This window comes from Cupriavidus sp. FW216-B1 (assembly GCF_058789195.1).
This window is the reverse complement of the sequence record NZ_JBYTEL010000016.1, coordinates 19,379-40,895: the sequence shown is the minus strand read 5'-3', so window position 1 is coordinate 40,895 and position 21,517 is coordinate 19,379. Positions and strand designations below refer to the sequence as shown.

The 21,517-nt window shown below is 71.2% G+C and carries 22 protein-coding genes; 11 read left to right on the top strand and 11 right to left on the bottom strand.

All coding sequences use genetic code 11. The annotated features are described in order from the left end of the window. Nucleotides 1–202 precede the first annotated feature (202 nt). A complete protein-coding gene (locus AC3WXD_RS25685; RefSeq protein WP_020205065.1) occupies nt 203–1,723 on the top strand; it encodes a glucan biosynthesis protein G in 1,521 nt (506 codons plus the stop codon). A gap of 61 nt (nt 1,724–1,784) precedes the next feature. Here AC3WXD_RS25685 and AC3WXD_RS25680 read toward each other — a convergent pair whose 3' ends face one another. The 3 genes from AC3WXD_RS25680 to AC3WXD_RS25670 all read right to left on the bottom strand — a co-directional run bounded on the left by AC3WXD_RS25680 (nt 1,785) and on the right by AC3WXD_RS25670 (nt 4,823). Next, nucleotides 1,785–2,573, bottom strand: coding sequence for an enoyl-CoA hydratase (locus AC3WXD_RS25680; protein ID WP_059412256.1), 789 nt, complete (start codon nt 2,571–2,573; stop codon nt 1,785–1,787). A gap of 9 nt (nt 2,574–2,582) precedes the next feature. Continuing rightward, on the bottom strand, nt 2,583–3,557 hold the full coding sequence (locus tag AC3WXD_RS25675; RefSeq protein ID WP_454732665.1) for a tripartite tricarboxylate transporter substrate binding protein: 975 nt from the start codon (nt 3,555–3,557) through the stop codon (nt 2,583–2,585). A gap of 102 nt (nt 3,558–3,659) precedes the next feature. Beyond that, entirely contained in the window at nt 3,660–4,823 is a 1,164-nt protein-coding gene (locus AC3WXD_RS25670) for a CaiB/BaiF CoA transferase family protein (RefSeq protein WP_059412261.1), read from the bottom strand. Between the two features lie 253 nt (nt 4,824–5,076). On the opposite strand from AC3WXD_RS25670, the gene AC3WXD_RS25665 reads away from it, so the two are divergent. Then, the gene (locus AC3WXD_RS25665; RefSeq protein WP_059412264.1) at nt 5,077–5,505 is read left to right on the top strand and encodes a phasin family protein; all 429 of its coding nucleotides are present in this window, start codon (nt 5,077–5,079) and stop codon (nt 5,503–5,505) included. Nucleotides 5,506–5,680: 175 nt separating this feature from the next. On the opposite strand, the gene AC3WXD_RS25660 is transcribed toward AC3WXD_RS25665, so the two are convergent. The 5 genes from AC3WXD_RS25660 to AC3WXD_RS25640 all read right to left on the bottom strand — a co-directional run bounded on the left by AC3WXD_RS25660 (nt 5,681) and on the right by AC3WXD_RS25640 (nt 10,666). Continuing rightward, nucleotides 5,681–6,241 carry a phasin family protein gene (locus AC3WXD_RS25660; RefSeq protein ID WP_059412265.1) on the bottom strand — a complete coding sequence of 187 codons (561 nt, stop codon included), beginning with the start codon at nt 6,239–6,241 and terminating at the stop codon, nt 5,681–5,683. Between the two features lie 368 nt (nt 6,242–6,609). Then, a complete protein-coding gene (locus AC3WXD_RS25655; protein WP_020205071.1) occupies nt 6,610–8,265 on the bottom strand; it encodes an acyl-CoA synthetase in 1,656 nt (551 codons plus the stop codon). A gap of 161 nt (nt 8,266–8,426) precedes the next feature. Continuing rightward, the gene (locus tag AC3WXD_RS25650) at nt 8,427–9,113 is read right to left on the bottom strand and encodes an SH3 domain-containing protein (protein ID WP_492324927.1); all 687 of its coding nucleotides are present in this window, start codon (nt 9,111–9,113) and stop codon (nt 8,427–8,429) included. Between the two features lie 99 nt (nt 9,114–9,212). Continuing rightward, nucleotides 9,213–9,380 carry a hypothetical protein gene (locus AC3WXD_RS25645; RefSeq protein WP_020205073.1) on the bottom strand — a complete coding sequence of 56 codons (168 nt, stop codon included), beginning with the start codon at nt 9,378–9,380 and terminating at the stop codon, nt 9,213–9,215. A gap of 491 nt (nt 9,381–9,871) precedes the next feature. Then, the gene (locus tag AC3WXD_RS25640) at nt 9,872–10,666 is read right to left on the bottom strand and encodes an SDR family NAD(P)-dependent oxidoreductase (RefSeq protein WP_059412269.1); all 795 of its coding nucleotides are present in this window, start codon (nt 10,664–10,666) and stop codon (nt 9,872–9,874) included. Between the two features lie 164 nt (nt 10,667–10,830). Between AC3WXD_RS25640 and AC3WXD_RS25635 the strand changes: the two genes are divergently transcribed. Beyond that, entirely contained in the window at nt 10,831–11,166 is a 336-nt protein-coding gene (locus tag AC3WXD_RS25635) for a hypothetical protein (RefSeq protein ID WP_454732668.1), read from the top strand. Between the two features lie 71 nt (nt 11,167–11,237). Then, complete coding sequence (gene purT / locus AC3WXD_RS25630; RefSeq protein WP_020206234.1) at nt 11,238–12,443, top strand: formate-dependent phosphoribosylglycinamide formyltransferase; 1,206 nt, start codon at nt 11,238–11,240, stop codon at nt 12,441–12,443. Nucleotides 12,444–12,548: 105 nt separating this feature from the next. Here purT and AC3WXD_RS25625 read toward each other — a convergent pair whose 3' ends face one another. Continuing rightward, a complete protein-coding gene (locus AC3WXD_RS25625; RefSeq protein WP_492324926.1) occupies nt 12,549–13,352 on the bottom strand; it encodes a GntR family transcriptional regulator in 804 nt (267 codons plus the stop codon). Between the two features lie 255 nt (nt 13,353–13,607). Between AC3WXD_RS25625 and AC3WXD_RS25620 the strand changes: the two genes are divergently transcribed. The 4 genes from AC3WXD_RS25620 to AC3WXD_RS25605 all read left to right on the top strand — a co-directional run bounded on the left by AC3WXD_RS25620 (nt 13,608) and on the right by AC3WXD_RS25605 (nt 17,645). Then, nucleotides 13,608–14,507, top strand: coding sequence for an isocitrate lyase/PEP mutase family protein (locus AC3WXD_RS25620; protein WP_492324925.1), 900 nt, complete (start codon nt 13,608–13,610; stop codon nt 14,505–14,507). Nucleotides 14,508–14,509: 2 nt separating this feature from the next. Beyond that, nucleotides 14,510–15,910 carry a 3-isopropylmalate dehydratase large subunit gene (gene leuC / locus AC3WXD_RS25615; protein ID WP_492324924.1) on the top strand — a complete coding sequence of 467 codons (1,401 nt, stop codon included), beginning with the start codon at nt 14,510–14,512 and terminating at the stop codon, nt 15,908–15,910. A 2-nt stretch (nt 15,911–15,912) separates the two neighbouring features. Further along, nucleotides 15,913–16,539, top strand: coding sequence for a 3-isopropylmalate dehydratase small subunit (gene leuD / locus AC3WXD_RS25610; protein WP_029044288.1), 627 nt, complete (start codon nt 15,913–15,915; stop codon nt 16,537–16,539). Nucleotides 16,540–16,613: 74 nt separating this feature from the next. After that, nucleotides 16,614–17,645, top strand: a complete 1,032-nt coding sequence (locus tag AC3WXD_RS25605; protein WP_454732671.1) for a Bug family tripartite tricarboxylate transporter substrate binding protein — start codon at nt 16,614–16,616, stop codon at nt 17,643–17,645. 12 nt (nt 17,646–17,657) lie between these two features. Here the strand turns inward: AC3WXD_RS25605 and AC3WXD_RS25600 are convergent, their stop codons facing one another. Further along, nucleotides 17,658–18,287 carry a LysE family translocator gene (locus tag AC3WXD_RS25600; protein WP_454732672.1) on the bottom strand — a complete coding sequence of 210 codons (630 nt, stop codon included), beginning with the start codon at nt 18,285–18,287 and terminating at the stop codon, nt 17,658–17,660. Between the two features lie 129 nt (nt 18,288–18,416). Between AC3WXD_RS25600 and AC3WXD_RS25595 the strand changes: the two genes are divergently transcribed. Next, nucleotides 18,417–18,878: an Lrp/AsnC family transcriptional regulator gene (locus AC3WXD_RS25595; RefSeq protein WP_059412278.1), complete on the top strand. Its 462-nt coding sequence runs from the start codon at nt 18,417–18,419 to the stop codon at nt 18,876–18,878. 93 nt (nt 18,879–18,971) lie between these two features. Here the strand turns inward: AC3WXD_RS25595 and AC3WXD_RS25590 are convergent, their stop codons facing one another. Beyond that, the gene (locus AC3WXD_RS25590; RefSeq protein WP_492324923.1) at nt 18,972–19,349 is read right to left on the bottom strand and encodes a hypothetical protein; all 378 of its coding nucleotides are present in this window, start codon (nt 19,347–19,349) and stop codon (nt 18,972–18,974) included. Between the two features lie 284 nt (nt 19,350–19,633). Here AC3WXD_RS25590 and yfiR point away from each other — a divergent pair, with 284 nt between their 5' ends. Continuing rightward, entirely contained in the window at nt 19,634–20,227 is a 594-nt protein-coding gene (yfiR, locus tag AC3WXD_RS25585; protein ID WP_020206225.1) for a regulatory sequestration protein YfiR, read from the top strand. Continuing rightward, nucleotides 20,224–21,498 (top strand): diguanylate cyclase DgcN/YfiN, encoded by a 1,275-nt coding sequence (gene dgcN / locus AC3WXD_RS25580; protein WP_020206224.1) that lies wholly within the window; start codon nt 20,224–20,226, stop codon nt 21,496–21,498. Before yfiR ends, dgcN begins: the two co-directional genes overlap by 4 nt. The last annotated feature ends 19 nt before the right edge of the window (nt 21,499–21,517 follow it).

The window sequence follows — 21,517 nt, the reverse complement described above, 5'->3', positions numbered from 1 at the left end:
CGCGTGCCAGAACAGGCACACGAGGCAAAATTCGTTGTCTTTTTGCGCTGCGCCCGCAGTTTACCGCCACTACACTAGCAACTTTCGCCGCGCGCATACCGCGCCAGCCTGTTCCAACGTGCCTTTCCTGGAGAGATTCGTGTTTTTCGCAGTCATTGCCGCGTCGTTACGTCCCAAGATGCGAGCCGCCGCGCCGGCGCTCATGGCCACCCTGACCTTGCTGTGCGGCGCCCCGGCCTGGGCCTTCTCGCTGGACGACGTGACCGCCCGCGCCAAGGCCCTGGCGGACAAGCCGTATGCCGCGCCGGCCAGCAACCTGCCGCCCGCGTTCAGCCAGATGCAGTTCGCCGACTACATCAAGATCCAGCCGCGCCGCGACCAGCTGGAATGGAAAGACCAGGACACGCCGTTCCGCCTCGGCTTCTACCACCAGGGCATGCAGTTCAGCGCGCCGGTGCGCATCAACGAGATCGTCGGCAACGCGGTCAGCGAGGTCAGGTACGACCCGGCGCGCTTCGACTTCGGCGACCTCAAGCTCGACAAGGACGCGACCAGCAAGCTCGGTTATGCCGGTTTCCGCGTACTCTACCCGATCAACCGCGCCGACAAGCTCGACGAGGTCATGAGCGTGCTCGGCGCCAGCTATTTCCGCGTGATCGGCAAGAACCAGGTCTACGGCCTGTCCAGCCGCGGCCTGGCCATCGACACCGGGCTGCCGGTGGCCGAGGAATTCCCGGCCTTCCGCGAATTCTGGATCGCGCGGCCCGCGCCCGGCGACAAGCACGTGGTGTTCTACGCGCTGCTCGACTCGCAGCGCGCCACCGGCGCCTACCGCTTCGACCTCTACCCCGGCGAGGACACCGTGCTCAAGGTGCAGGCGCGCGTGTTCCTGCGCGGCAAGGCGCTCAACCTCGGCGTGGCGCCGCTGACCAGCATGTTCCTGTTCGGGCCGAACCAGCAGCGCGACCAGTACAACTTCCGCCCCGCGCTGCACGACTCCAACGGCCTCGCCATCCATGCCGGCAACGGCGAATGGCTGTGGCGGCCGCTGAACAACCCGCGCGACCTCGCCATCAGCAGCTTCGAAGTCACCAACCCGCGCGGCTTCGGGCTGCTCCAGCGCGGGCGCGAGTTCTCCGCCTACGAAGACCTCAAGGACCGCTACGACCTGCGCCCGAGCGCGTGGATCGAGCCGCAGGGCGACTGGGGCAAGGGCCACGTGCAACTGGTGGAGATCCCCACGCCCGACGAGACCAACGACAACATCGTCGCGTTCTGGAAGCCGGACGTGCTGCCGCCGCGAGGCCAGCCGCTGCGCGCCGACTACACCATGCACTGGACCATGAACGAGAGCGCGCTGCTCGGCAAGGACGTGGCCTGGGTCAAGCAGACGCTGCGCTCGGCCGGGGAAATCACCCAGGCCAACCTGATCCGCCATCTCGACGGCAGCACCGGGCTGCTGGTCGATTTCGAAGGCCCGGTGCTGGCCAGTCTGCCCGCCGGCACGCAGGTCGGCTCGCAGGTCAGCGTGAGCGACAACGCGGAGATCCTGGACAAGGTGCTGGAGCCCAACCCCGTCACCGGGGGCTGGCGCCTGAGCCTGCGCGTCAAGGTCAAGGACCCGGGCAAGGTGGTGGAGATGCGCGCGGCGCTGGTGGCCGGCGGCAAGCCGCTGAGCGAGACGTGGAGCTACCAGTTGCCGCCGCGCTCGGTGGGCGGCTGAGGCATTGAAGACCTGCGGGACGGAGCGGCGGCCCCGGCCGCCCCGACCGCTTCCACCGCTTCTACCGTTCCTGCCGCTTGCGCCGCAGGAACTCGCTCATGTAGCGCTGCGGCTCGCCGGTCTCGAAGGCGCTGCCGAATTCCTTCACGCTGTTGGCGATGGACACGTCCAGCGGCGCGTCTTCCCACTCGCGCAGCAGGCGCTTCTGCTGGCGCACCACGGCCGGGCCGAAGCCCGCCAGCAGGGCGGCGACGCGCTCCACCTCGGCGTCGAGCCCGGCCAGCGGCACCACCTTGCTGACCAGGCCCCACGCCAGCGCTTCGCGCGCGTCGGCGAGCTCGCCGGTCAGCAGCATCCACGTGGCGCGCGCGTTGCCGACCAGGCGCGGCATCAGCGCGGCGTGGATCACCGAGGGAATGCCGACCTTCACCTCGGGCATGCCGAGCTGGGCATTGTCGGCGGCGATGCGGATGTCGCAGGCCAGCGCCAGCTCCAGCCCGCCGCCGAGGCACCAGCCCGGCATGCGCGCGATCACCGGCGCGGGGAAGTGCCGCAGCGCGTCGCACAGGCCGCGCAGGCCGCTGATGAACGCTTCGCCGCTGGCGCGCGTCAGCGCGGCCATTTCCTTGATGTCGGCGCCGCCGACGAAACCCTTCTCGCCGGCGCCGCGCACGATCAGCACGCGCACGCCGTCGCGCCCGGCCAGCTCCCGCACGGCCGCGGTGAGCGCGGCGATCACCGGCGTGCCGAGGATGTTGAGCGAGCCGGCCTCGCGGATGGTGAGCGTGGCGACGCCGCGCCCGTCGATCTCGACGCCGGCGTGGTTCGGCGTGGTGTCTGTCGGTGTCATGGTCGCGCCTTACTGCAGTCTGGTGAAATGGATGTCTTCGACGACCTGCTTCCAGTGCGCGTTCTGGCCGCGGATCAGGTCGGCGAAGGCCTTGCGCGACATCGGGCTGGGAATGGCGCCCTGCTTCTCGATGGCGGCCACCACCTCGGGCTCGGCCAGCACGCGGCGCACGGCGTCGTTGAGCTGGTCGAGGATGGCGGCCGGCGTGCCGGCGGGCGCGCCGAGGCCGAACCACGAAGGATTGTTCATCGCCGGCAGGCCGGCCTCGGCGTAGGTGGGCACGTTGGGCAGCACCTTGAGGCGCTGCCTGGCCGCCACCGCGAGCGGGCGCAGGCGCCCGCCCTGGATCAGGCCGGAAGACGACGGGATGTTGTCGAACACCACCTGGATCTGTCCCGCCACCGCGTCGTTCAGCGCCGGGCCCAGGCCCTTGTAGGGCACGTGCAGCATCTTCGTGCCGGTCTCGCTCATGAACAGCTCGCCGTTCATGTGGCTCAGGCCGCCGTTGCCGGACGAGCCGAACGAATACTTGCCGGGCTCGGCCTTGAGCAGCTTGATGAAGGCGGGCAGGTCGGCGGCCGGGAAGGCCGGGTTGACCACCAGCACGTTGGGCACGTCGGCCAGGTTGCTGATGGGGTCGAAGTCCTTGACCGGGTCGTAGGCGGTCTTGGCGTACACGTTGGGATTGACCGCGTGCGAGCTTTCCACCTCCATCACCAGCGTGTAGCCGTCCGCGGGCTGCTTGGCGGCATAGGCGCTGCCGACCGCGCCGCCGGCGCCGGGGCGGTTCTCCACCACCACCGGCTGCCTGAGCACGGCGCCCAGGCGCGTGCCGACGATGCGCGCGATGATGTCGGTGGTGCCGCCCGCGGCATAGGGCACGATCAGCTTGACCGGCTTGTCGGGGTAGGCGGCGTGGGCGCCGGCGCAAAGACCGAGGCCGAGGCCGGCGAGAAGGGGGATGGCGAGGATGCGGTTGTGCAAGCTGTGTCTCCGGTGATGGATGTGTTTTCGTGTTGCGCGCGATGTCGTGCGCGCCGGCATGCGCGATGCCGCGCGCGCCGTCAGGTCGGCCGGGCGCCGGCGTCAGGCGCGCGCCGGCGCGTCGTGCTCGCCCAGCAGCGGCGGCGCGGCGCACGGCGGCGCGCCGGCGGCGGCCAGCATCGGGTTGCGGATCATCGGCACGCGCCCGAGCGTGGGATGCTCGGCGCTCTGCACGAGCTGGCGGTGCCGCACCTGCGGATGGGCGAAGACTTCGTCCATCGAGTTGATCGGCCCCCACGGCACGCCGGCCGCGTCGAAGGCGTCGGTCCACGCCTGCCGCGCGCGCGTGGGAAACACCTCGGCGAGGAGCGCGCGCAGCGCCGGCAGGTTGTCGATGCGCGCCGAGTTGGTGGCGTAGCGCGCGTCCGTTGCCAGCGCGGCGAGGCCGGCCACTTCGCAGAAGCGGGCGAACTGCGCGTCGTTGCCGATGGCCAGGATCAGGTGGCCGTCGGCGCAGCGGAACACTTCGTAGGGCGCGCAGTTGGGATGGGCGTTGCCGCTGCGCTGCGGCGCGCGGCCCGACACCAGGTAGTTGGAAGCCTGGTTGGCGTTGAGCGCGACGGCCACGTCGAGCAGCGCGATGTCGAGGTATTCGCCCGCGCCGGTGGCGTGCCGGCGCAGCAGCGCCGCCAGCACCGCCGAGGTGGCGTACATGCCGGTGGTCAGGTCCACCACCGCCACGCCGGTGCGCAGCGGGCCGGCGCCGGGCTCGCCGTCGGGGTGGCCGGTGTAGCTCATGAGGCCGCCCATGCCCTGGAACACGTAGTCGTAGCCGGGTTTGTCCGCCATCGGGCCGCTCTGGCCGAAGCCGGTGATCGACAGGTAGACCAGGCGCGGGTTGAGCGCCTTGAGCGTGTCGTAATCCAGCCCGTAGCGGCGCAGCGTGCCGGCCTTGAAGTTCTCCACCAGCACGTCCGCCTCCAGCGCCAGCGCGCGGATGCGCGCGGCGCCCTCGGGCGTGGCGTAGTCGATGGCGACCGAGCGCTTGCCGCGGTTGCAGCAGATGAAGTACGCGGAGAGGCTGTCCTCGCCTTCGGCGTCCCGCAGGTAGGGCGGACCCCAGCCGCGCGTGTCGTCGCCGTGGCCGGGGCGCTCCACCTTGGTGACTTCGGCGCCGAGGTCGGCGAGGTTCTGCGTGCACCAGGGGCCGGCCAGGATCCGCGACAAATCCAGCACCTTGATGCCGGCCAAAGCCTGATGAAGCATGGGTTCTCCGCAAGGGGGCCAACGATGCGGGCGAGTGTATCGACGGCCCGGCGCGCGGACCAGTTCAGAGTTTCGAAAGAAGCGTTCGCGGATTTTGAATGGGCGCGGCGGATTTGCGGGACAAGGGCCGCATTCGTTTCCGCGCGCTGTGCGGCACGCGCTACACTGGAGTCACCGCGCCGGCGATCTGCGCGCGGCAAGCCGACGCCTGGCGCGGCTCATTTCACGATTCCCCCTTGCGAGGAGATGCATCATGGCCACGACCTCAAATCCGTTTACCGATTTCAGCAAGCTGCTTGAGCAGTTCAAGCTCCCCGGCGTCGACATGACCTCGGTGATCGAAGCCCGGCGCAAGGACATCGACGCGCTCACGGAAGCCAACAAGGTGGCCTACCAGGGCATGCAGGCGCTGGTGCAGAAACAGACCGAGATCCTGAGCAAGACCATGCAGGAGATCCAGTCCGCGGCGCAGCAGATGGGCGCCGGCGGCAACCCCGCCGAGGCGATGGCCAAGCAGGGCGAATTCGTGCAGCAGGGCCTGCAGAAGGCATTCAACAACATGCGCGAGCTGGCCGAGATGGCGCAGAAATCGCAGGCCGAGGCGCTGGCGGTGATCACCAGGCGCGCCGAGCAGAACATCGAGGAAGCGAAGAACCTGATGAAGGGCAAGGGCGGCAAGTAGGCCCGCCGCGCCCGGCGCGGCACCGGGGCCGCGCCGGGCGGCGTTTCGCCGCGGCGGTGTCGCTATTGCAGCGCTATCGCAGCGCCATTGCATCGATATTGCGCCGCCGCTGTCCCGCAGTTGCCCCGCCCTGGCGCCAATCCGCCGTTGGCGGCGGATTTTTCCTGCCGCCGGGTCAGGCCGCCTTGGTGGCGCGGCGGGTGCCCTGCTGCACGGCGCCGCTGGCGGCCGCGGCCGAGGCCTCGATGTTCGACTTGACCGTCTCGGCGGCCTGCTTGGTCGCCTTCTGCACCGATTCGTAGGTGTTGTTGGCGGCCGCGACCGTCGATTTCAGCAGAGCCGTGAGGGCTTCCGAACCGGCCGGCGCGTTTTTCACGAAGGTGTCGACGAAGCCCTGCACGCGGCGGCTGTTCTGCTCGTACTGCGCTTCCACCGTCTTGGCCAGCTCGGCCTGCGTCTCGGTGGCGATCTCGTACACCTGGCGCGCATACGACAGCGCCTTCTCCGCCGCGGGCTGGGCCAGCGTGCCCTGGGTGGTGAAGACATCGCGCAGGTCGCGGCCCGACAGGGCGGCCTGGATGTTGTCCTGGCTCTCGGCCAGCGACGACTTCGCTACCTGCAGGTTCAGCTCGGCCAGCTTCTGGAAACCGTCGAAGGCCGTATTCGTCAGCGCGAACAGGTTGGCGAAACTGGCCTTCTGGACTTCGGCGAACTGCTCGGACGGAAAAACGAACATGCGTGCTCTCCTGTGATTCGCCCCGCCGCGTGGCCAAGGTGCGGCCGGCATGCGCGGCGGTGGTGCCGCGCGGCGCGGGACGAGGGTCTGGTTCGGAAGAGGATGGGCCTTGCATTGCGCAGTGCACCATCCAGGGGCTGATTCTAGAGGGCGCTATTTCGTTAGCCCCTAGGGACATACCCGGACAATTTCGGTTAGATGCTGCTGCTGTGCAGCAAGGGCGACATCCCGCATTCCCCCGAGACGTGGGGCACGGTCCTGGCGGGCCGCCTTATGTTGGCTGCCGCACATTGTGTCGAACGCGCGCGGGCGCGATGAGGCACCGCGTGGCGGCACAGGCCGCGGTGCCGCCGTCCGTGCTCCCGGGCCTATGCTTGCGCCACGGCCTCGCGCTGCTTCGCAACTTCGTGGTTGCGCAGGATGAAGCGCTGGACCTTGCCGCTCGGCGTCTTGGGCAGCTCGGCCACGAACTCGATCTCGCGCGGGTAGGCGTGCGCCGCCAGGCGGTTGCGCACATGCAGGCGCAGTTCCTCGGCCAGCTCGGGGCTGGCGCGGTACTGCGGGTCCAGCACGACGAAGGCCTTGATCAGTTCCGTGCGCTCCGCGTCGGGCTTGCCGATCACCGCGGTCTCGACCACGGCCGGGTGCTCGATCAGCGCGCTCTCCACGTCGAACGGGCCGACCCGGTAGCCGGAGGTGGTGATGACGTCGTCGGCGCGGCCGATGAAGCTGATGCTGCCGTCCGGGTTCAGCTCGGCGGTGTCGCCGGTCAGGTAGTACTTGCCGACGAAGGCGCCGGTGGGCGTGCCGTGGTAGCCGCCGAACCAGCACATCGGCGACTGCTCCAGGTCCAGCGCCAGCGTGCCGGGCTGGCCCGCGCCGAGTTCGCGCGCCTCGTCGTCGAGCACCACCACGCGGTGGCCCGGGCTGGCGAAGCCGGCCGCGCCCACGTGCACCGGATGGCGCAGCGCGTGGTGGTTGCACAGCACCATGCCCAGCTCGGTCTGGCCGTAGTGGTCGTGGATGGTGACGCCGAGCTGGTCGGCGAACCAGCGGATGACCTCGGGGTTGAGCGGCTCGCCCGCGCTGCTGACCGCGCGCAGCTTGCCGCGCAGCGGCCCGGACACGGCCTTGCCCGCGGCGATCAGCAGGCGGTACGCGGTGGGCGAGCCGGCCAGGTTGGTGATGCCGTACTTGTCGATCACGCGGCAGGTGCTTTCGACGCTGAACGGGCCGTCGTAGAACGTGGTGGGGTGTCCCAGCGCCAGCGGCCCGGTGACCGCGTAGTACAGGCCGTAGGCCCAGCCCGGATCGGCCAGGTTCCAGAATGCGTCCCCGGGGCGCAGGTCCACCGCGTCGCGCATGTAGCCGGCGAACGCCGCCACCGCCTTGAGCGGCACCAGCAGCGGCTTGGCGGGGCCGGTGGTGCCGGAGGTGAACATCATCAGGAACGGATCGCTGCCCTTGCGCATGACCGGGGCGAAATCCGCCGGCTGGCGCTCCAGCTCGGCCCAGAAGCTGAAGTCGCCGCGCACCAGGCCGCGGCCCTTGGCGCCGGCCACGGTGAGCACGGCGGGGCAGCCCTGCACGTCGTCGAGCTTGCCGCGGTTGGCGCCGTCGGTGACGACCAGGCGCGCGCCCGAGGTCTGCAGCCGGTGCTCGATGGCCTTCGGCCCGAACGCGGTGAACAGCGGCTGGTAGACCGCGCCCGCGCGCCAGGTGCCGAGGATGGTGGCCAGCAGTTCCGGCGTGCGCGGCAGCAGCCCGGCCACGCGGTCGCCGGGGCCGATGCCCTGCGCCTTGAGAAAGCCCGCGAACTGCGCCGAGAGTTTTTGCAGCTGGGTGAACGTGTAGGTCTCGCTGGTGCCGTCGCGGCCTTCCCAGAACAGGGCGATGCGGCCCGGCAGCGCGTGGCGGTCGCAGCATTCGACGCAGGCGTTGAGCGCCTCGGGCGTGCCGTTCAGGCATGCCGCCAGCGCGGCTTCATAGGAAAAGCTGCCGATGGCCTCCGCGTAATCGCGCATGGTGGTTGGTCTCCTTGGTGTCTCTCTTCTTGAATGGCGGGCGTTCGTGCGGACCGCGTCCGGAGAAATTCTGGGCCACGCCGGCGCGCGCGGCAATGGCCGCAGTGCGCACGCCGGGTGAACCCGTTTGCCAGTGCCTGCCACCCGCGGGAGACCGGAGACTAGCGGCCGCCGTGGCCACCACCGTGGCCGCCGCCTCCGCCACCACCGTGGCCGCCGCCATGACCGCCGCCGCCGCCATGACCGCCACCGCCGCCGCCGTGACCACCACCACCACCGTGACCACCGCCACCACCGCCATGACTACCGCCGCCACCGCCATGTCCACCGCCACCGCCGTAGCCGGGCGGACGCCCGCCGTGTGGCGGTCCGCCATGCGACGGCCCGCCGGGCGGGCGCGCATGCGGCGGCGGATAACCGGGATAGCGCCCGGGCGGCGGGCGGTGCGCCCAGCGGCCCTGGTCGTGATACCAGGGCCGGTTGCGATAGTAGTTGCCCCAGTACGAGCCGAGCGAGAACGTGATGATGGGCAGGCCGATCATGGCGCCGTAGCTGAGCACCGGCACGCCGCCGCCCTGGTACGGATAGCTGAGCATGCCGCCGTAGACCCAGCCGCGCAGGTTGGGCAGCGCCACGTCGCACCACGTGTACTGGCTGACGCAGCCCATCACCGACAGCGGCGTGCCGCCGGCCAGTTGCGCGACCACCGGGTATTCCCTTCCGGGGCCGGCCAGCAGGTCGACGGGACCGGCGGTGAAAGCCTGGGCGGTCTGTGCATGGACCGCGCCCGGCAGGGCCGTCAGGCCCGCGGATATCGCAATGACGCAATGCACTATGCTGCGGCGCATCGTAAGCCTCCTCGTGGAAACCGGGCGCACGGTGCGGCCGCGGCATGAACCATGCCGCGGCGGAGTAGCGGATGTGCTGTCAGGGAATGTGCTGACGGCTCAACCCACCGCGTGCCACGGCGAAATGGAGAAGGCTAGCATGAGCACGGAAACAATGGCGGGGGCGCCGAACTTGATGGCGCGGGACTGCGCCAGCGTGCCCAGTACGACATAAAGGCACACGAGGGCAATAGCGCACACAAAGACAAGGCTTTGATAATCCTGCATCTGATGTCTCCCTTAGTCGTTATATCTTTAACGTTATATCTAATGACACCGTTCGAACGCGGGGCTGCCGTGGGGGCACGTTCAAATTCATGGTAGGCCGGTAATCCCGGCGCCGCAATCGCGGCGGACAGAGGGTATACGCTCACGCCGGGCGGAATTTCCGCGTGTATTCAACGTATTTTCAATGTGAATTCAGCGTATTTTCAGCGCCATTTTTCCTGCGCGGTCCGGTATTCTTGTTTTTGCGCAGTGCACATATTGCGGCGCTTTAACGGCATCGCGCGGGCGAATGAAATCCGCCGCCGGAATATGGCGCGCAATGGACGGCGCGCAATGCAAAAAGGCCGGCCGGTCCCGCGACGGGGACCGGCCGGCCTTTCTGTTTTTTCTTGCATCGCACGGCTCGCGCCCCGGCGATCGGGGCGGCCTGCCGGCGCCCGCCGGCGCCCCTTCGCGGGCGCCCCGGTCTTGTCGGCGCGCCGGTGGCGCGATCAGATGACGGTGTCGGCCACGCCGCCGTCCACGCGCAGCGCGGCGCCGGTGGTGGCGGACGCCTGCGGCGAGCAGACGTAGACGATCATGTTGGCCACTTCGTCGACGGTCTCCGCGCGCTGGATGATCGAGGTGGAGCGGTGCGCCTTGACGAAATCGGCGGCGACTTCCTCGATCGGCCGGCCCGTCTTCTGCACCTCGTCCTTGAGCATCTCGGCCACGCCCTCGGACAGCGTCGGCCCCGGCAGCACCGCGTTGACGGTCACGCCGGTGCCGGCCAGGCGCTTGGCCAGCCCGCGCGACACCGCCAGCTGCGCCGTCTTGGTGAAGCCGTAGTGGATCATCTCGGTCGGGATGTTGATGGCCGACTCGGACGAGATGAACACGATGCGCCCCCACTTGCGCTGGACCATCGACGGCGCGTAGGCGCGCGCCAGCCGCACGCCGGACAGCACGTTGACGTCGAAGAAGCGCTCCCATTCGCTGTCCGGCGTCTCGAAGAAGTCCTGCACCTGGAAGATGCCGAGGTTATTGACCAGCACGTCGACGTGCGGCTGCTCCGCCACCAGCCGCGCGCACACGGCGGCGTCGGCGAGGTCGCCGGCAAAGCCCACTACGTCGGCGCCGGGCACCGCGCCGCGCAAGGCCTCCAGCGCGCGGGCGACGGTGGCCTCGCTGCGGCCGTTGACGATCACGCGCGCGCCGGCGCCGGCAAGTCCCCTGGCGGTGGCCAGGCCGATGCCGGCGGTGGAGCCGGAAACCAGGGCGATCTTGCCCGACAAGTCGATCTTCATGCTCACTCCTGATGCGATGGCGTCCGGGATGGAAGCCGTGGACGAAGTGTATTTGCCCGGCGCGCGCGTTCCAAGGCCGCGCCGCAAAAATCGCCGCCGGCGCGCGCGAATGGCGGCGGACATCGGGGTATGATCCAGCAGCACTCACTTCCGGAGGCCGTGCCATGAGATTCCGCTGGTCCGTTCCCGCCGGTGCGCTGATGGCCGCGGCCCTGCTGCTGGCCGGCTGCACCGGGCCCGTCGAGTTCTCGGCCGGCGGCCCCGACAGCTTCGCCGCCGGCGCCGTGAATCCGGACTTCCTCGACTTCGGCCCGATGGACCGCTCCATCGCGCAGTGCAAGGCCGCCGCGCAGCAGGCCGGCGCCGGCCGGTGCGCCAAGGTGCGCGCCTACGAGGCCTGCATGAAGGGCCGCGGCTACTTCACGCTGCTCGGTCCGGAAAGCCCCTCGGGCTGCGGCGAGCCGTCGTGGCAGCGCGACGTGCGCAAGCTGATTCCCTGAGCGGGCCCGCGCGGGGGTGCCGCCGGCCTCGACGTACAATCCCGGTTTTGACTTGATCTCGAAGGTCTCAGATGACCACTCTCGGCACCCCCCTGTCGCCCGGCGCGACCAAAGTCATGCTGCTGGGCTCCGGCGAACTCGGCAAGGAAGTCCTGATCGCGCTGCAGCGGCTCGGCGTGGAAACCATCGCGGTCGACCGCTACGACAACGCGCCCGGCCAGCAGGTCGCGCACCATGCCCGCACCATCGCCATGAGCGATCCGGAGCAGCTCAAGGCGCTGATCGAGGCCGAGCGGCCCGACCTCGTGGTGCCGGAGATCGAAGCCATCGCCACGCCCATGCTCGAAGCGCTGGAAGCGCAGGGCGTGGTGCGCGTGATCCCCACCGCGCGCGCGGCGCGGCTCACGATGGACCGCGAAGGCATCCGCCGCCTGGCCGCGGAAACGCTCGGCGTGCCCACCAGCCCCTACAAGTTCTGCGACTCGCTCGAAGAGCTGCAGGCTGCCATCGACGGCGGCATCGGCTACCCGTGCGTGGTCAAGCCGGTGATGAGCAGCTCGGGCAAGGGCCAGAGCAAGATCGACGGCCCCGAGGGCGTCAAGGCCGCCTGGGACTACGCGATGGCCGGCGGCCGCGTCAGCCACGGCCGCGTGATCGTGGAAGGCTTCATCGATTTCGACTACGAGATCACGCTGCTGACGGTGCGCGCGGTCGGCGCCGACGGCCAGGTCGGCACGCACTTCTGCGAGCCCATCGGCCACGTGCAGGTCAGCGGCGACTACGTGGAAAGCTGGCAGCCGCACCCGATGCACCCGGCCGCGCTCGAGACCGCGCAGCAAATCGCCCAGGCCGTCACCGCCAACCTCGGCGGCCAGGGCCTGTTCGGCGTGGAGCTGTTCGTCAAGGGCGAGCAGGTCTGGTTCAGCGAAGTCAGCCCGCGCCCGCACGACACCGGCATGGTCACGATGATCACCCAGTGGCAGAACGAGTTCGAGCTGCACGCGCGCGCCATCCTCGGCCTGCCGGTCAGCACCGCGCTCAAGAGCCCGGGCGCCAGCGCCGTGATCTACGGCGGCGTGGACGCGGCCGGCGTGGTCTTCGACGGCGTGGACGAAGCGCTGCGCGTGCCGCAGACCGAGCTGCGCCTGTTCGGCAAGCCGGAAAGCTTCGTCAAGCGCCGCATGGGCGTGGCGCTGGCCTACGACGCCGACGTGGAAACCGCGCGCGCGCGCGCCAAGGACGCCGCCAGCCGCGTCAGGCCGCGCGTCGCCGGCTGAGCCGGCGGCAAGTCGCCGCGCGCGCCATGCCGCGCGCGGCATCCCGGCCGTGCCTGAGCGCCGGCCCGCCGGGTGCCACCCGCCCGTTCCCGGCGCCCTGGCGGCTCAGTCCTTCGGCACGTCGTGCACGAAGCGCCCGGCGCTCAGCGTGTTCACCTGGTCGGCCGAGATGTCCATCAGGATCCGGCTGCGCTCGGGCGACATCGATACCGTGATGTATTGCACCGGCCGCGCGGCGGGATCGTGCATCAGCCGCACCAGCTTCAGCAGCGGCGCGCCGACCTCGGTATGCAGCCAGCCGGCGATGGCCGGGTCGGCGGCCTGCGCGGAAATCTCCTGCACCACGCGGCCGAACTTCACGCCCTGCGCCATCAGGATCTCGTAGAGCGCGCGCTTGCGCAGCGCCGCGGCGGTCACGCGCCTGCCCAGCGCGGCCGGCACCCAGGCATCGGTCAACATGACCGGCGTGCCAGACATGCTGCGCAGGCGCAGCGCGTGCACGGCGCGCTCGCCGGGCGGCAGCTGCAGCAGCGTGGCGATGTCCGGCGGCGGCACCGCCGTGCCCACTTCCAGTACCTCCACCTCGGTTTCCAGCGCGGTCTTGCGCAGGCCGTCGATCACGCTCAGCGTGGGGCTGCTGCGCTCCACCCGCGCCTCGGGGCGCACGAAGGTGCCCAGCCCGTGGCGGCGCTCCACCATGCCCAGCGCGGCCAGGTCGGCCAGCGCGCGCCGCACCGTGATGCGCGACACGCCAAAGCGCTCGCACAGCGCCTCTTCCTTCGGCAGGGCCCCGGTTTTCGCGTAGACGCCGCGCGTGATTTCGTCGCGCAGCACGATGAACAACTGGCGATGAAGCGAGGTGCCGGGCATCTGGCCCAGCGGCGAAGCGGTGGTGGTATTGCGCGGCATGGGATGGCGTTTTCGTGGCGTGGGGAGCATAGCACAACGCTTCCGGCGGGATTTTCCCGTTCTTGACTGCCGCGAGTAGTTGTATCTAGAATATAAACACATAAACACGAGCGACAAGAACAACGGAGACGAGGATCGCGCAGGCACGGCGAGGCCGCCGGCCGGCCGCGTCGCCGGTCACGCATCCCGCATTCCCTGTTCCGCATCCCGCGCCACCCGCCCATTTCCCGCCAAAACGCACCACAGGACCACCCAATGACTCCCGCAGCCACCCTCCGCCAGCGCCTCCAGGCGCCCGGCATGATCATCGCCCCCGGCGCATACGATGCCATCGGCGCCCGCCTGGTCGAGCAGGCCGGCTTTGCCGCCTGCTACATGACCGGCGCCGGCACCTCGGCCGCGCGCGGCTTTCCCGACTTCGGCCTGCTGACCATGAGCGAGATGGTCGAGAACGCGGCGGTGATGGCGCGCGCCACGGCCATTCCGCTGATCGCCGACGCCGACACCGGCTACGGCAACGAGCTCAACGTCACCCGCACCGTGCGCGAGTACGAGGCGCGCGGCGTGGCCGCGGTCCATATCGAGGACCAGGTCGCGCCCAAGCGCTGCGGCCACCTGGACGGCAAGGAAGTGATCGCGCACGACGAGTTCGTCTCCAAGATCCGCGCCGCCGTGGAGGCGCGCCGCACGCCGGACTTCCTCATCATCGCGCGCACCGACGCGCGCGCCGTGCTGGGGCTGGACGAAGCCGTGCGGCGCGCCAACGCCGCGCTCGGAGCCGGCGCCGACATGGCCTTCGTGGAAGCCACGCAGACGCTGGAGGAAGTGGCGGCGGTGCCCCGGCTGGTGCGCGGCCCGTGCCTGCTCAACGTGGTGCCCGGCGGGCGCACGCCGGTCTTCGACCTGCGCGAGGCCGAGGCGATGGGCTACAAGCTGGCCATCCTGCCGGGGCTGATGCTCAAGGCCGCCATCGAGGCCGGCGACGCCGCGCTGGCGCAGCTCAGGGCCACCTTCACCGCGCCGGCCGTGTCGGCCAGCGTGGGCCAGACCTTCCGCCGCTTCGGCGCCGACGAATGGGACGGCCTGCGCCAGCGCTTCAACGCCGGCGCGCGCGCCACCCACCCCGACGCGCCGGCCGGCGCAAAGGCGGGCTGAACATGCCGCGCACCCTGTTCGACAAGCTCTGGGACGCGCACGTGGTGCGCGAGCTCGGCGATGGCTGGGCGCTGCTGCACATCGACCGCCACCTGCTGCACGACCTGTCCGGCCCGCCCGCACTGGGCCAGGTGGCCGCGCGCGGCCTGCCGCTGCACGATCCGGCGCTGGTGTTCGCCACGCCGGACCACGCGGTGTCGAGCCGCCCCGGGCGCGACGGCCATACCTTCGCCCCGGGCGGGCGGCTGTGGACCGCGCTGCGCGAGAGTACCGCGGCGGCCGGCGTGACCCTGTTCGACCTCGGCCAGCCGGGGCAGGGCATCGTCCACGTGATGGGGCCCGAGCTGGGCATCGTGCTGCCGGGCCTGACCGTGATCTGCGGCGACAGCCACACCTGCACCAACGGCGGCCTCGGCGCGATGGCGTTCGGCGTGGGCTCGTCCGAGAGCACGCACGCGCTCGCCACGCAGACGCTGCGCCAGCAGAAGCCGCGCCGCATGCGCATCCGCTGCGAAGGCGCGCTGGCCGCGGGCGTCACCGCCAAGGACCTCGCGCTGCACATCATCGGCAAGCTCGGCGCGGCCGCCGGCGTGGACCACGCCATCGAGTTCGCCGGCCCGGCCATCAGCGCGCTGGAGGTGGAAGGGCGCCTGACGCTGTGCAATCTCAGCGTGGAGCTGGGCGCGCGCTTCGGCATGGTGGCGCCGGACGAGCGCACCATCGAATGGCTGCGCGGCCGTCCCTACGCGCCCGCCGGCGCGCAGTTCGAGGCGGCGGCGGACTACTGGCGCACGCTGGCCAGCGACGACGGCGCGCGGTTCGACCGCGAAGAGACGATCGACGCCGCGGCGGTGGTGCCGACCATCACCTGGGGCACCAGCCCCGAGCAGGCCATCGCCATCGGCGGCACCATCCCCGACCCGGCCGCGGCGTCCGACGACGCGGCGCGCGCGGCCATCGGCGCCGCGCTGAACTACATGGGCCTGGCGCCCAACGCGCCGATCGCCGGCACGCCGGTCGACTGGGTCTTCATCGGCTCGTGCGCCAACTCGCGCCTGTCCGACCTGCGCGCCGCCGCCGCCGTGGCGCGCGGGCGCCACGTCGCGCCGGGCGTGACGGCGTGGGTGGTGCCGGGCTCCGAGAACGTCAGGCGCGCGGCCGAGGCCGAGGGCCTGCGCGCGGTGTTCGAGGCGGCCGGCTTTGCCTGGCGCGAGCCGGGCTGCAGCATGTGCGTGGCCGCCAACGGCGAGCAGGTGCCGCCCGGGCAGCGCTCGGTCTCCACCTCCAACCGCAACTTCGTCGGGCGCCAGGGACCGGGCGCCCGCACCCATCTCGCCAGCCCGGCGATGGCCGCGGCGGCGGCCGTGACCGGCTGCATCACCGACGTGCGGAGCCTTGCATGACCATGCCACCGTTTACCGTGGTGACGGGCGCGGCCGCGCCGCTGCTGCGTGCCAACCTCGACACCGACGTCATCATCCGCATCGAGCGCCTGACCAGCCTGCCGCGCGACCAGCTCGGCCCCTACGCGCTGGAGGCGCTGCGCTACCGCGCCGACGGTAGCGAGGACCCCGGCTTCGTGCTCAACCAGCCGGCCTTCCGCGGCGCGCCGGTGCTGCTGGCCGGCGCCAACTTCGGCTGCGGCTCCTCGCGCGAGGGCGCGGTGTGGGCGCTGATGGGCATGGGCGTGCGCTGCGTGATCGCGCCGAGCTACGGCGACATCTTCTACAACAACTGCTTCCAGAACGGCCTGCTGCCGATCCGCCTGCCCGCGGCGGCGGTGACGGCCCTGGCCGCGCAGTGCGCGCGCGGCGCGCCGCTGCGGGTGGACCTGGCGGCGGCCACGCTGACCGCGCCCGACGGCACCGCCATCGCGTTCCCGGTCGACCCGCTGCGCCGCGAGGCGCTGCTGCACGGCCTCGACGACATCGGCCTCACGCTCAAGGACGACGAGCTGATCCGCGCCTGGCAGCAGGCCGACCGCGCGCGCCGGCCGTGGGCGTGGGCGGTGCGGCGCGGGGGCGCGGCCTGATCCGCCGCCGCCCGCCGCCCGTTCGCTGCCGCGTCGGGTGGACACATAAGAACATGGAAAAACAAGGAGACAACATGCATCCCTTCGTCGAACGACGGCATGGCCTCGCGCGCGCCCTGGCGGCGCCCGCGTGCGCCGTGGCGCTGCTGGCCGCCGCGCCCGCGGCCTCGCTGGCCGCATCGGCTGCAGCATCGGCCGCCGCCGGCACGCAGGCCGCGTGGCGCCCGGACCGCCCCGTCACGCTGGTGGTGCCCTACGCGGCCGGCGGCGGCACCGACGCCACCGCGCGCGCCGTGTCGAAGCAGCTCGGCGTGCTGTGGGGCCAGCCCGTGGTGGTGGAGAACCTGCCCGGCGCCGACGGCCTGATCGGCACGCGCCGCGTGATGGAGGCCCGGCCCGACGGCTACACGCTGCTGCTGCAGGTGCCGGCCATCGTGGTCACGCGGTACACGCCGGGCCTCAAGGGCGTCGACCCGCTCGCGCGGCTCGATCCGGTGACGGCCATCTCGCAGTCGCCCGCCGCCGTGGTGGCGAGCGGCAAGCTGCCGGTGAAGACGCTGGCCGAGTTCGTGCAGTACTGCAAGGCGCCGGGCCGCTCGTGCTCGCTGGGCAGCGGCGAGAGCCTCGCGCGCATCTCGGGCAGGCAGCTCGCGGAGGAGGCCGGCCTGCCCAACCTCGTCGTGGTCAACTACCGCGGCACCGGCCCCATCGTCACCGACCTGATCGCCAACAACGTCAACCTGGCGTTTACCGGCATCACGGCGGCGCTGCCGCATTACAAGAGCGGCGCGCTGCGCATCCTGGCCACGCAGGGGCCGAAGCGCGCGGCCGCGCTGCCCGAGGTGCCCACCACCGCCGAGGCCGGCTACCCGCAGTTCCAGTCCGTCACGTGGTACGGCCTGTTCGCGCCCAGGGGCACGCCGGCGCCGGTGCTGCAGGGCGTGGTGGCCGCGCTGCGCGAAGCCGTGAAGGATGCCGACGTGCGCAAGACCATCGCCGCCGCCGGCGCCGAGCCGGTGGTCAACTCGCCGGCCGAGTTCGCGGCGCAGGTGCGCGAGGACAGCGCGCGGCTCGGCGACCTCGTCAGGCGCTACCCGCTGGAATGACCGGCGCCGCGCTCACTCCAGCGACAGCCGCGCCGCGAAGGCCAGCAGCACCGCCGAGAACGACCAGCGCTGGAAGGCCTGCGCGCGCGGGCTGCCGCGCAGCCACGCGGCCATGCGCACCGCGCCGAACACGCAGGCCAGGTCGAAGGCGATGCCGGTCAGCACCAGCACCACGCCAAGCTCCAGCACCTGCGACCACACCGGCGCGCCGTGCGGGTCGACGAACTGCGGCAGCAGCACCGAGCAGAACAGCAGCGCCTTCGGGTTGAGCAGGCTGCTCAGCGCGCCGCGCGCCACCGAGGCGCGCAGCGGCGCGGCGGCGTCGGCGCGGCCCGCGCCGGCTTCCATGCCGAAGGCCGGGCCGCGCAGGATCTGGATGGCCACCCAGGCCAGGTACAGGCCGCCGGCCACGCGCACGCCCTGGTACAGCCACGGCGCCGCGCGCAGCAGCGCGGCCACGCCGCACGCGGAAAGCGTGACGTGCGCGGCCCGCGCCAGCGCCAGTCCGGCGGCGGTGGCCAGCCCGTGCGGCACGCCGCGCGCGGTGCTGGTCTGGAGCACCAGCGCCATGTCGGGGCCGGGCAGCGCATAGACCACGGCCAGCGCGCCGATGAAGGTCAGCAGCAGATGCAGGGAAACCATGATGCGACTCCGTTGGGAACGGCACCATGATCGCGCCGGAGGCGGAGGGATTTCAGGCGATTTTCCACGGCCGGCGGCCATCCTTTGGAGGAATGCGCTAATCTTTGCCCATTTCCGGGAGAAACGGCGATGGAACTCGACAAGTTGGACCGCGCGATCCTGGCGGCGGTGCAGGCCGACGGCCGCGCCACCAACGCCAGCCTGGCGGAATCCGTGGGATTGAGCGAGACGCCGTGCGCGCGCCGGCTCAGGCGGCTCGAGGCCGAGGGCTACATCGAGGGCTATCGCGCCATGCTGTCGCGCCGGGCGCTCGGGCTGGGGCTGATGGCCTTCACGCAGGTGCGCTTCGGCGTGCACAGCCGCGAACTGTCCGACCGCTTCGAGCGCGAGGTGCAGGCCATCCCGCGCATCATCTCGTGCCACAACGTATCGGGCAGCGCCGACTACCTGCTGCTGGTGGTGGCGCGCGACCTCGACGACTACGGCATCTTCATGCGCGACGTCCTGCGCACCTTGCCCGGCGTGACGGCGGTGGAGTCGCTGCTGTCGCTGCGCGAGGTCAAGCGCAACGCGGGCCTGCCGCTGCTCTGACGCGCCAGGGCGGCGTCGCGGCGGCCTTGTATGGCCTCGGTGCGGCTTCAGTGTGGCTTCAGTGCGGCGCCGGCGCGACCGCCGACGCGGCGCTCAGTCCTCGCCCCCGTCTTTCCCGCCGCGCCGGTGCCTCGCCATGAGCGCCAGCTCGTGCGCCACGGCGAAGCACAGCAGCGCCGCCACCGTGGCCAGGATCGCCAGCGTCACCGCCAGTTGCCGGCCGTGCCACAGGCCGCCGAACCACTGCGAGAACTCGGCCGCCAGCACCGCCGCCTTGCCGCCGATGCGCTCGAGCTGGAAGTCGTACTGCCGCTGCCAGCCAGGGCCGTACAGCAGGTCGGGCGAGGTTTCCGCGCGCGCGGCGTTCAGGTAGACCAGCACGGCGGCGGTCCAGCCGGCCGCCAGGATGGCGGCGCCCAGCAGGTAGAGCCGCGCCGGCAGGGAGCGCAGCGGTGTCTTGGTGTCGCTCATGGGAGGCGGCGCGTTGCGCGGGATGGGCCAGGCCCCATTGTAATGAGCACGGGGCGCAACGCCGCAAGCGCGCAGGGTCGGCCGGCTCAGCCGGGTCGGCCACGGGCTTCCGCCTATCGGAGGGGTAAATAACGTTCCCGCCGCGCCGATATAGTATGTGGTCTGGCACGGCTTTCCCCGGCGCGGTGCGCGCGGGGGCGCCGCGCGCCAGCCAGAACCGGACCGGTTCGCGCGCAGTTCGGCCCGGTCTGCCCGGAACCCGTCACTTGGCAGGTAGTCCTTTCTTGCCCCATTCCGCGATCGTCCCGGACGATGCGGGCAGCCGGCCCAGGTACCTGCGCCGGCTTCCGCTCCTCCGCCTCCTGTCGGCCTTGTGCGCCGCGCTGCTGTGCGTGCCGCCGCCCGGCGCCGCGGCCGATACCCCGCAGTCGCGCTCCGAGGCCGTGGTGCGCACGGTGTACAGCCTGCTCGGCTACGCGCGCTGGCCGGTCGAGCGCGAGGTGCTGCGCCTGTGCGTGGACGGCACGGCGCGCTATGCCGGCAAGCTGGCCGACGGCGGCACGCTCGCCACCGGGCGCGTGGTGCAGGCGCGCCGCATCGACGTCACCGGCGCCGGCGCGATGACCGGCTGCGATTCCGTCTACCTGGCCGCGATGACCGACGCCAGCCGCCGGCGGGTGGCGGCCGAACTGAGCGGGCGCCCGGTGCTGGTCATCACCGAGGAAGACTTCGAGTGCGAGACCGGCAGCATGTTCTGCCTCAACGTGGCCGACAACCGCGTCACCTTCCGCGTCAACCTCGACTCGGTCGCGCGCAGCGGCATCCACATCCATCCCGGCGTGCTGCAGCTCGGCCGGCGGCGGACGCCCGCGCTATGAAGCCGCGCTCGCGCCCGGACGCGCCGCCGCCGCGCCCCACGCTCTATCACGCGCTGCGCCGCATTCACCTGAGCGTGGCGCTGATCGCGGTCTGCACGGCCGGCCTCTCGCTGACCGCGCTCGGGCTGACCGCGCTACGCGTCTATGCCGACCACAACCTGCACCTGATCGCGCGTTCGCTGGCCTATACGCTGGAAGCGCCGGTGGTGTTCCGCGACCCGGCCGCGGCGCGCGACGCGCTGGTCGCCATCGCCACCGCGGAAGTGGCGCAGGCCAGCGTCTACGACCGCGACAGCCGCCTGCTGGCCGAATGGCAGCAGCCCGTGCGCGCGCGCTTCGCCGGCCTGCAGAAGCTGGCCAGCCGGCTGATGGCGCCCGGCTCGGTGGAGCAGGTCATCATGCACGAGACGCAGGTGGTCGGCACCGTGCGCCTGACCGCCGATCCCGGCAAGCTGTTCGAGTTCGTGCTCAGCGGCCTGTTCGGCCTGCTGGCCTGCCTGCTGCTGACCGCGGTGAGCGCGCACTACATGTCGAGCCGCATGCTGGTGCACATCATCGAGCCGGTGCGCAACCTCATGCGCGTGGCCCACGCGGTGCGTTCCGAGCGGGCCTTCGACCAGCGCACGCCGCCGGCGCACATCGCCGAGCTCAATGCGCTGGGCGAGGACTTCAACGGCCTGCTCGACGAGCTCGAAAGCTGGCAGGACCAGCTCCAGCACGAGAACCGCTCGCTCGCGCACCGCGCCAGCCACGACAGCCTGACCGGGGTGCTCAACCGAGCCGCCTTCGAGGACGCGCTGCACCGCGCCGTGCGCTTCGCCACCGCCTCGAAGGCGCGCGTCGGCGTGCTCTACCTCGACAGCGACGCCTTCAAGGAAATCAACGACACCTTCGGCCATGCCGCCGGCGACGAAGTGCTGGCCGGCATCGCCCAGCGCATCCGCGCCTGCCTGCGCGACGGCGACCTGGTCGCGCGCATCGGCGGCGACGAGTTCGCCGTGCTGATCACCGCGCTGCGCAAGCCGGCCGACATCATCCAGGTGGCCGAGCACATTCTGCTGCGCATGAAGGACCCGATCCAGCTCAGCGGCGGCGCCAGCATCGAGGCCTCGCTCAGCATCGGCCTGGCGGTGTTCCCGCTGCACGCGCAGACCGCCGCCGGCCTGCTGCAGAAGGCCGACGAAGCCATGTACCAGGCCAAGCGCGGCCGCGGCGGCCACTGGCAAAGCGCGCAGCCGCACCTGGCCGCGGCCGAGACCGTGCTCGAATAGCGCGGGCGGCGACAACGGA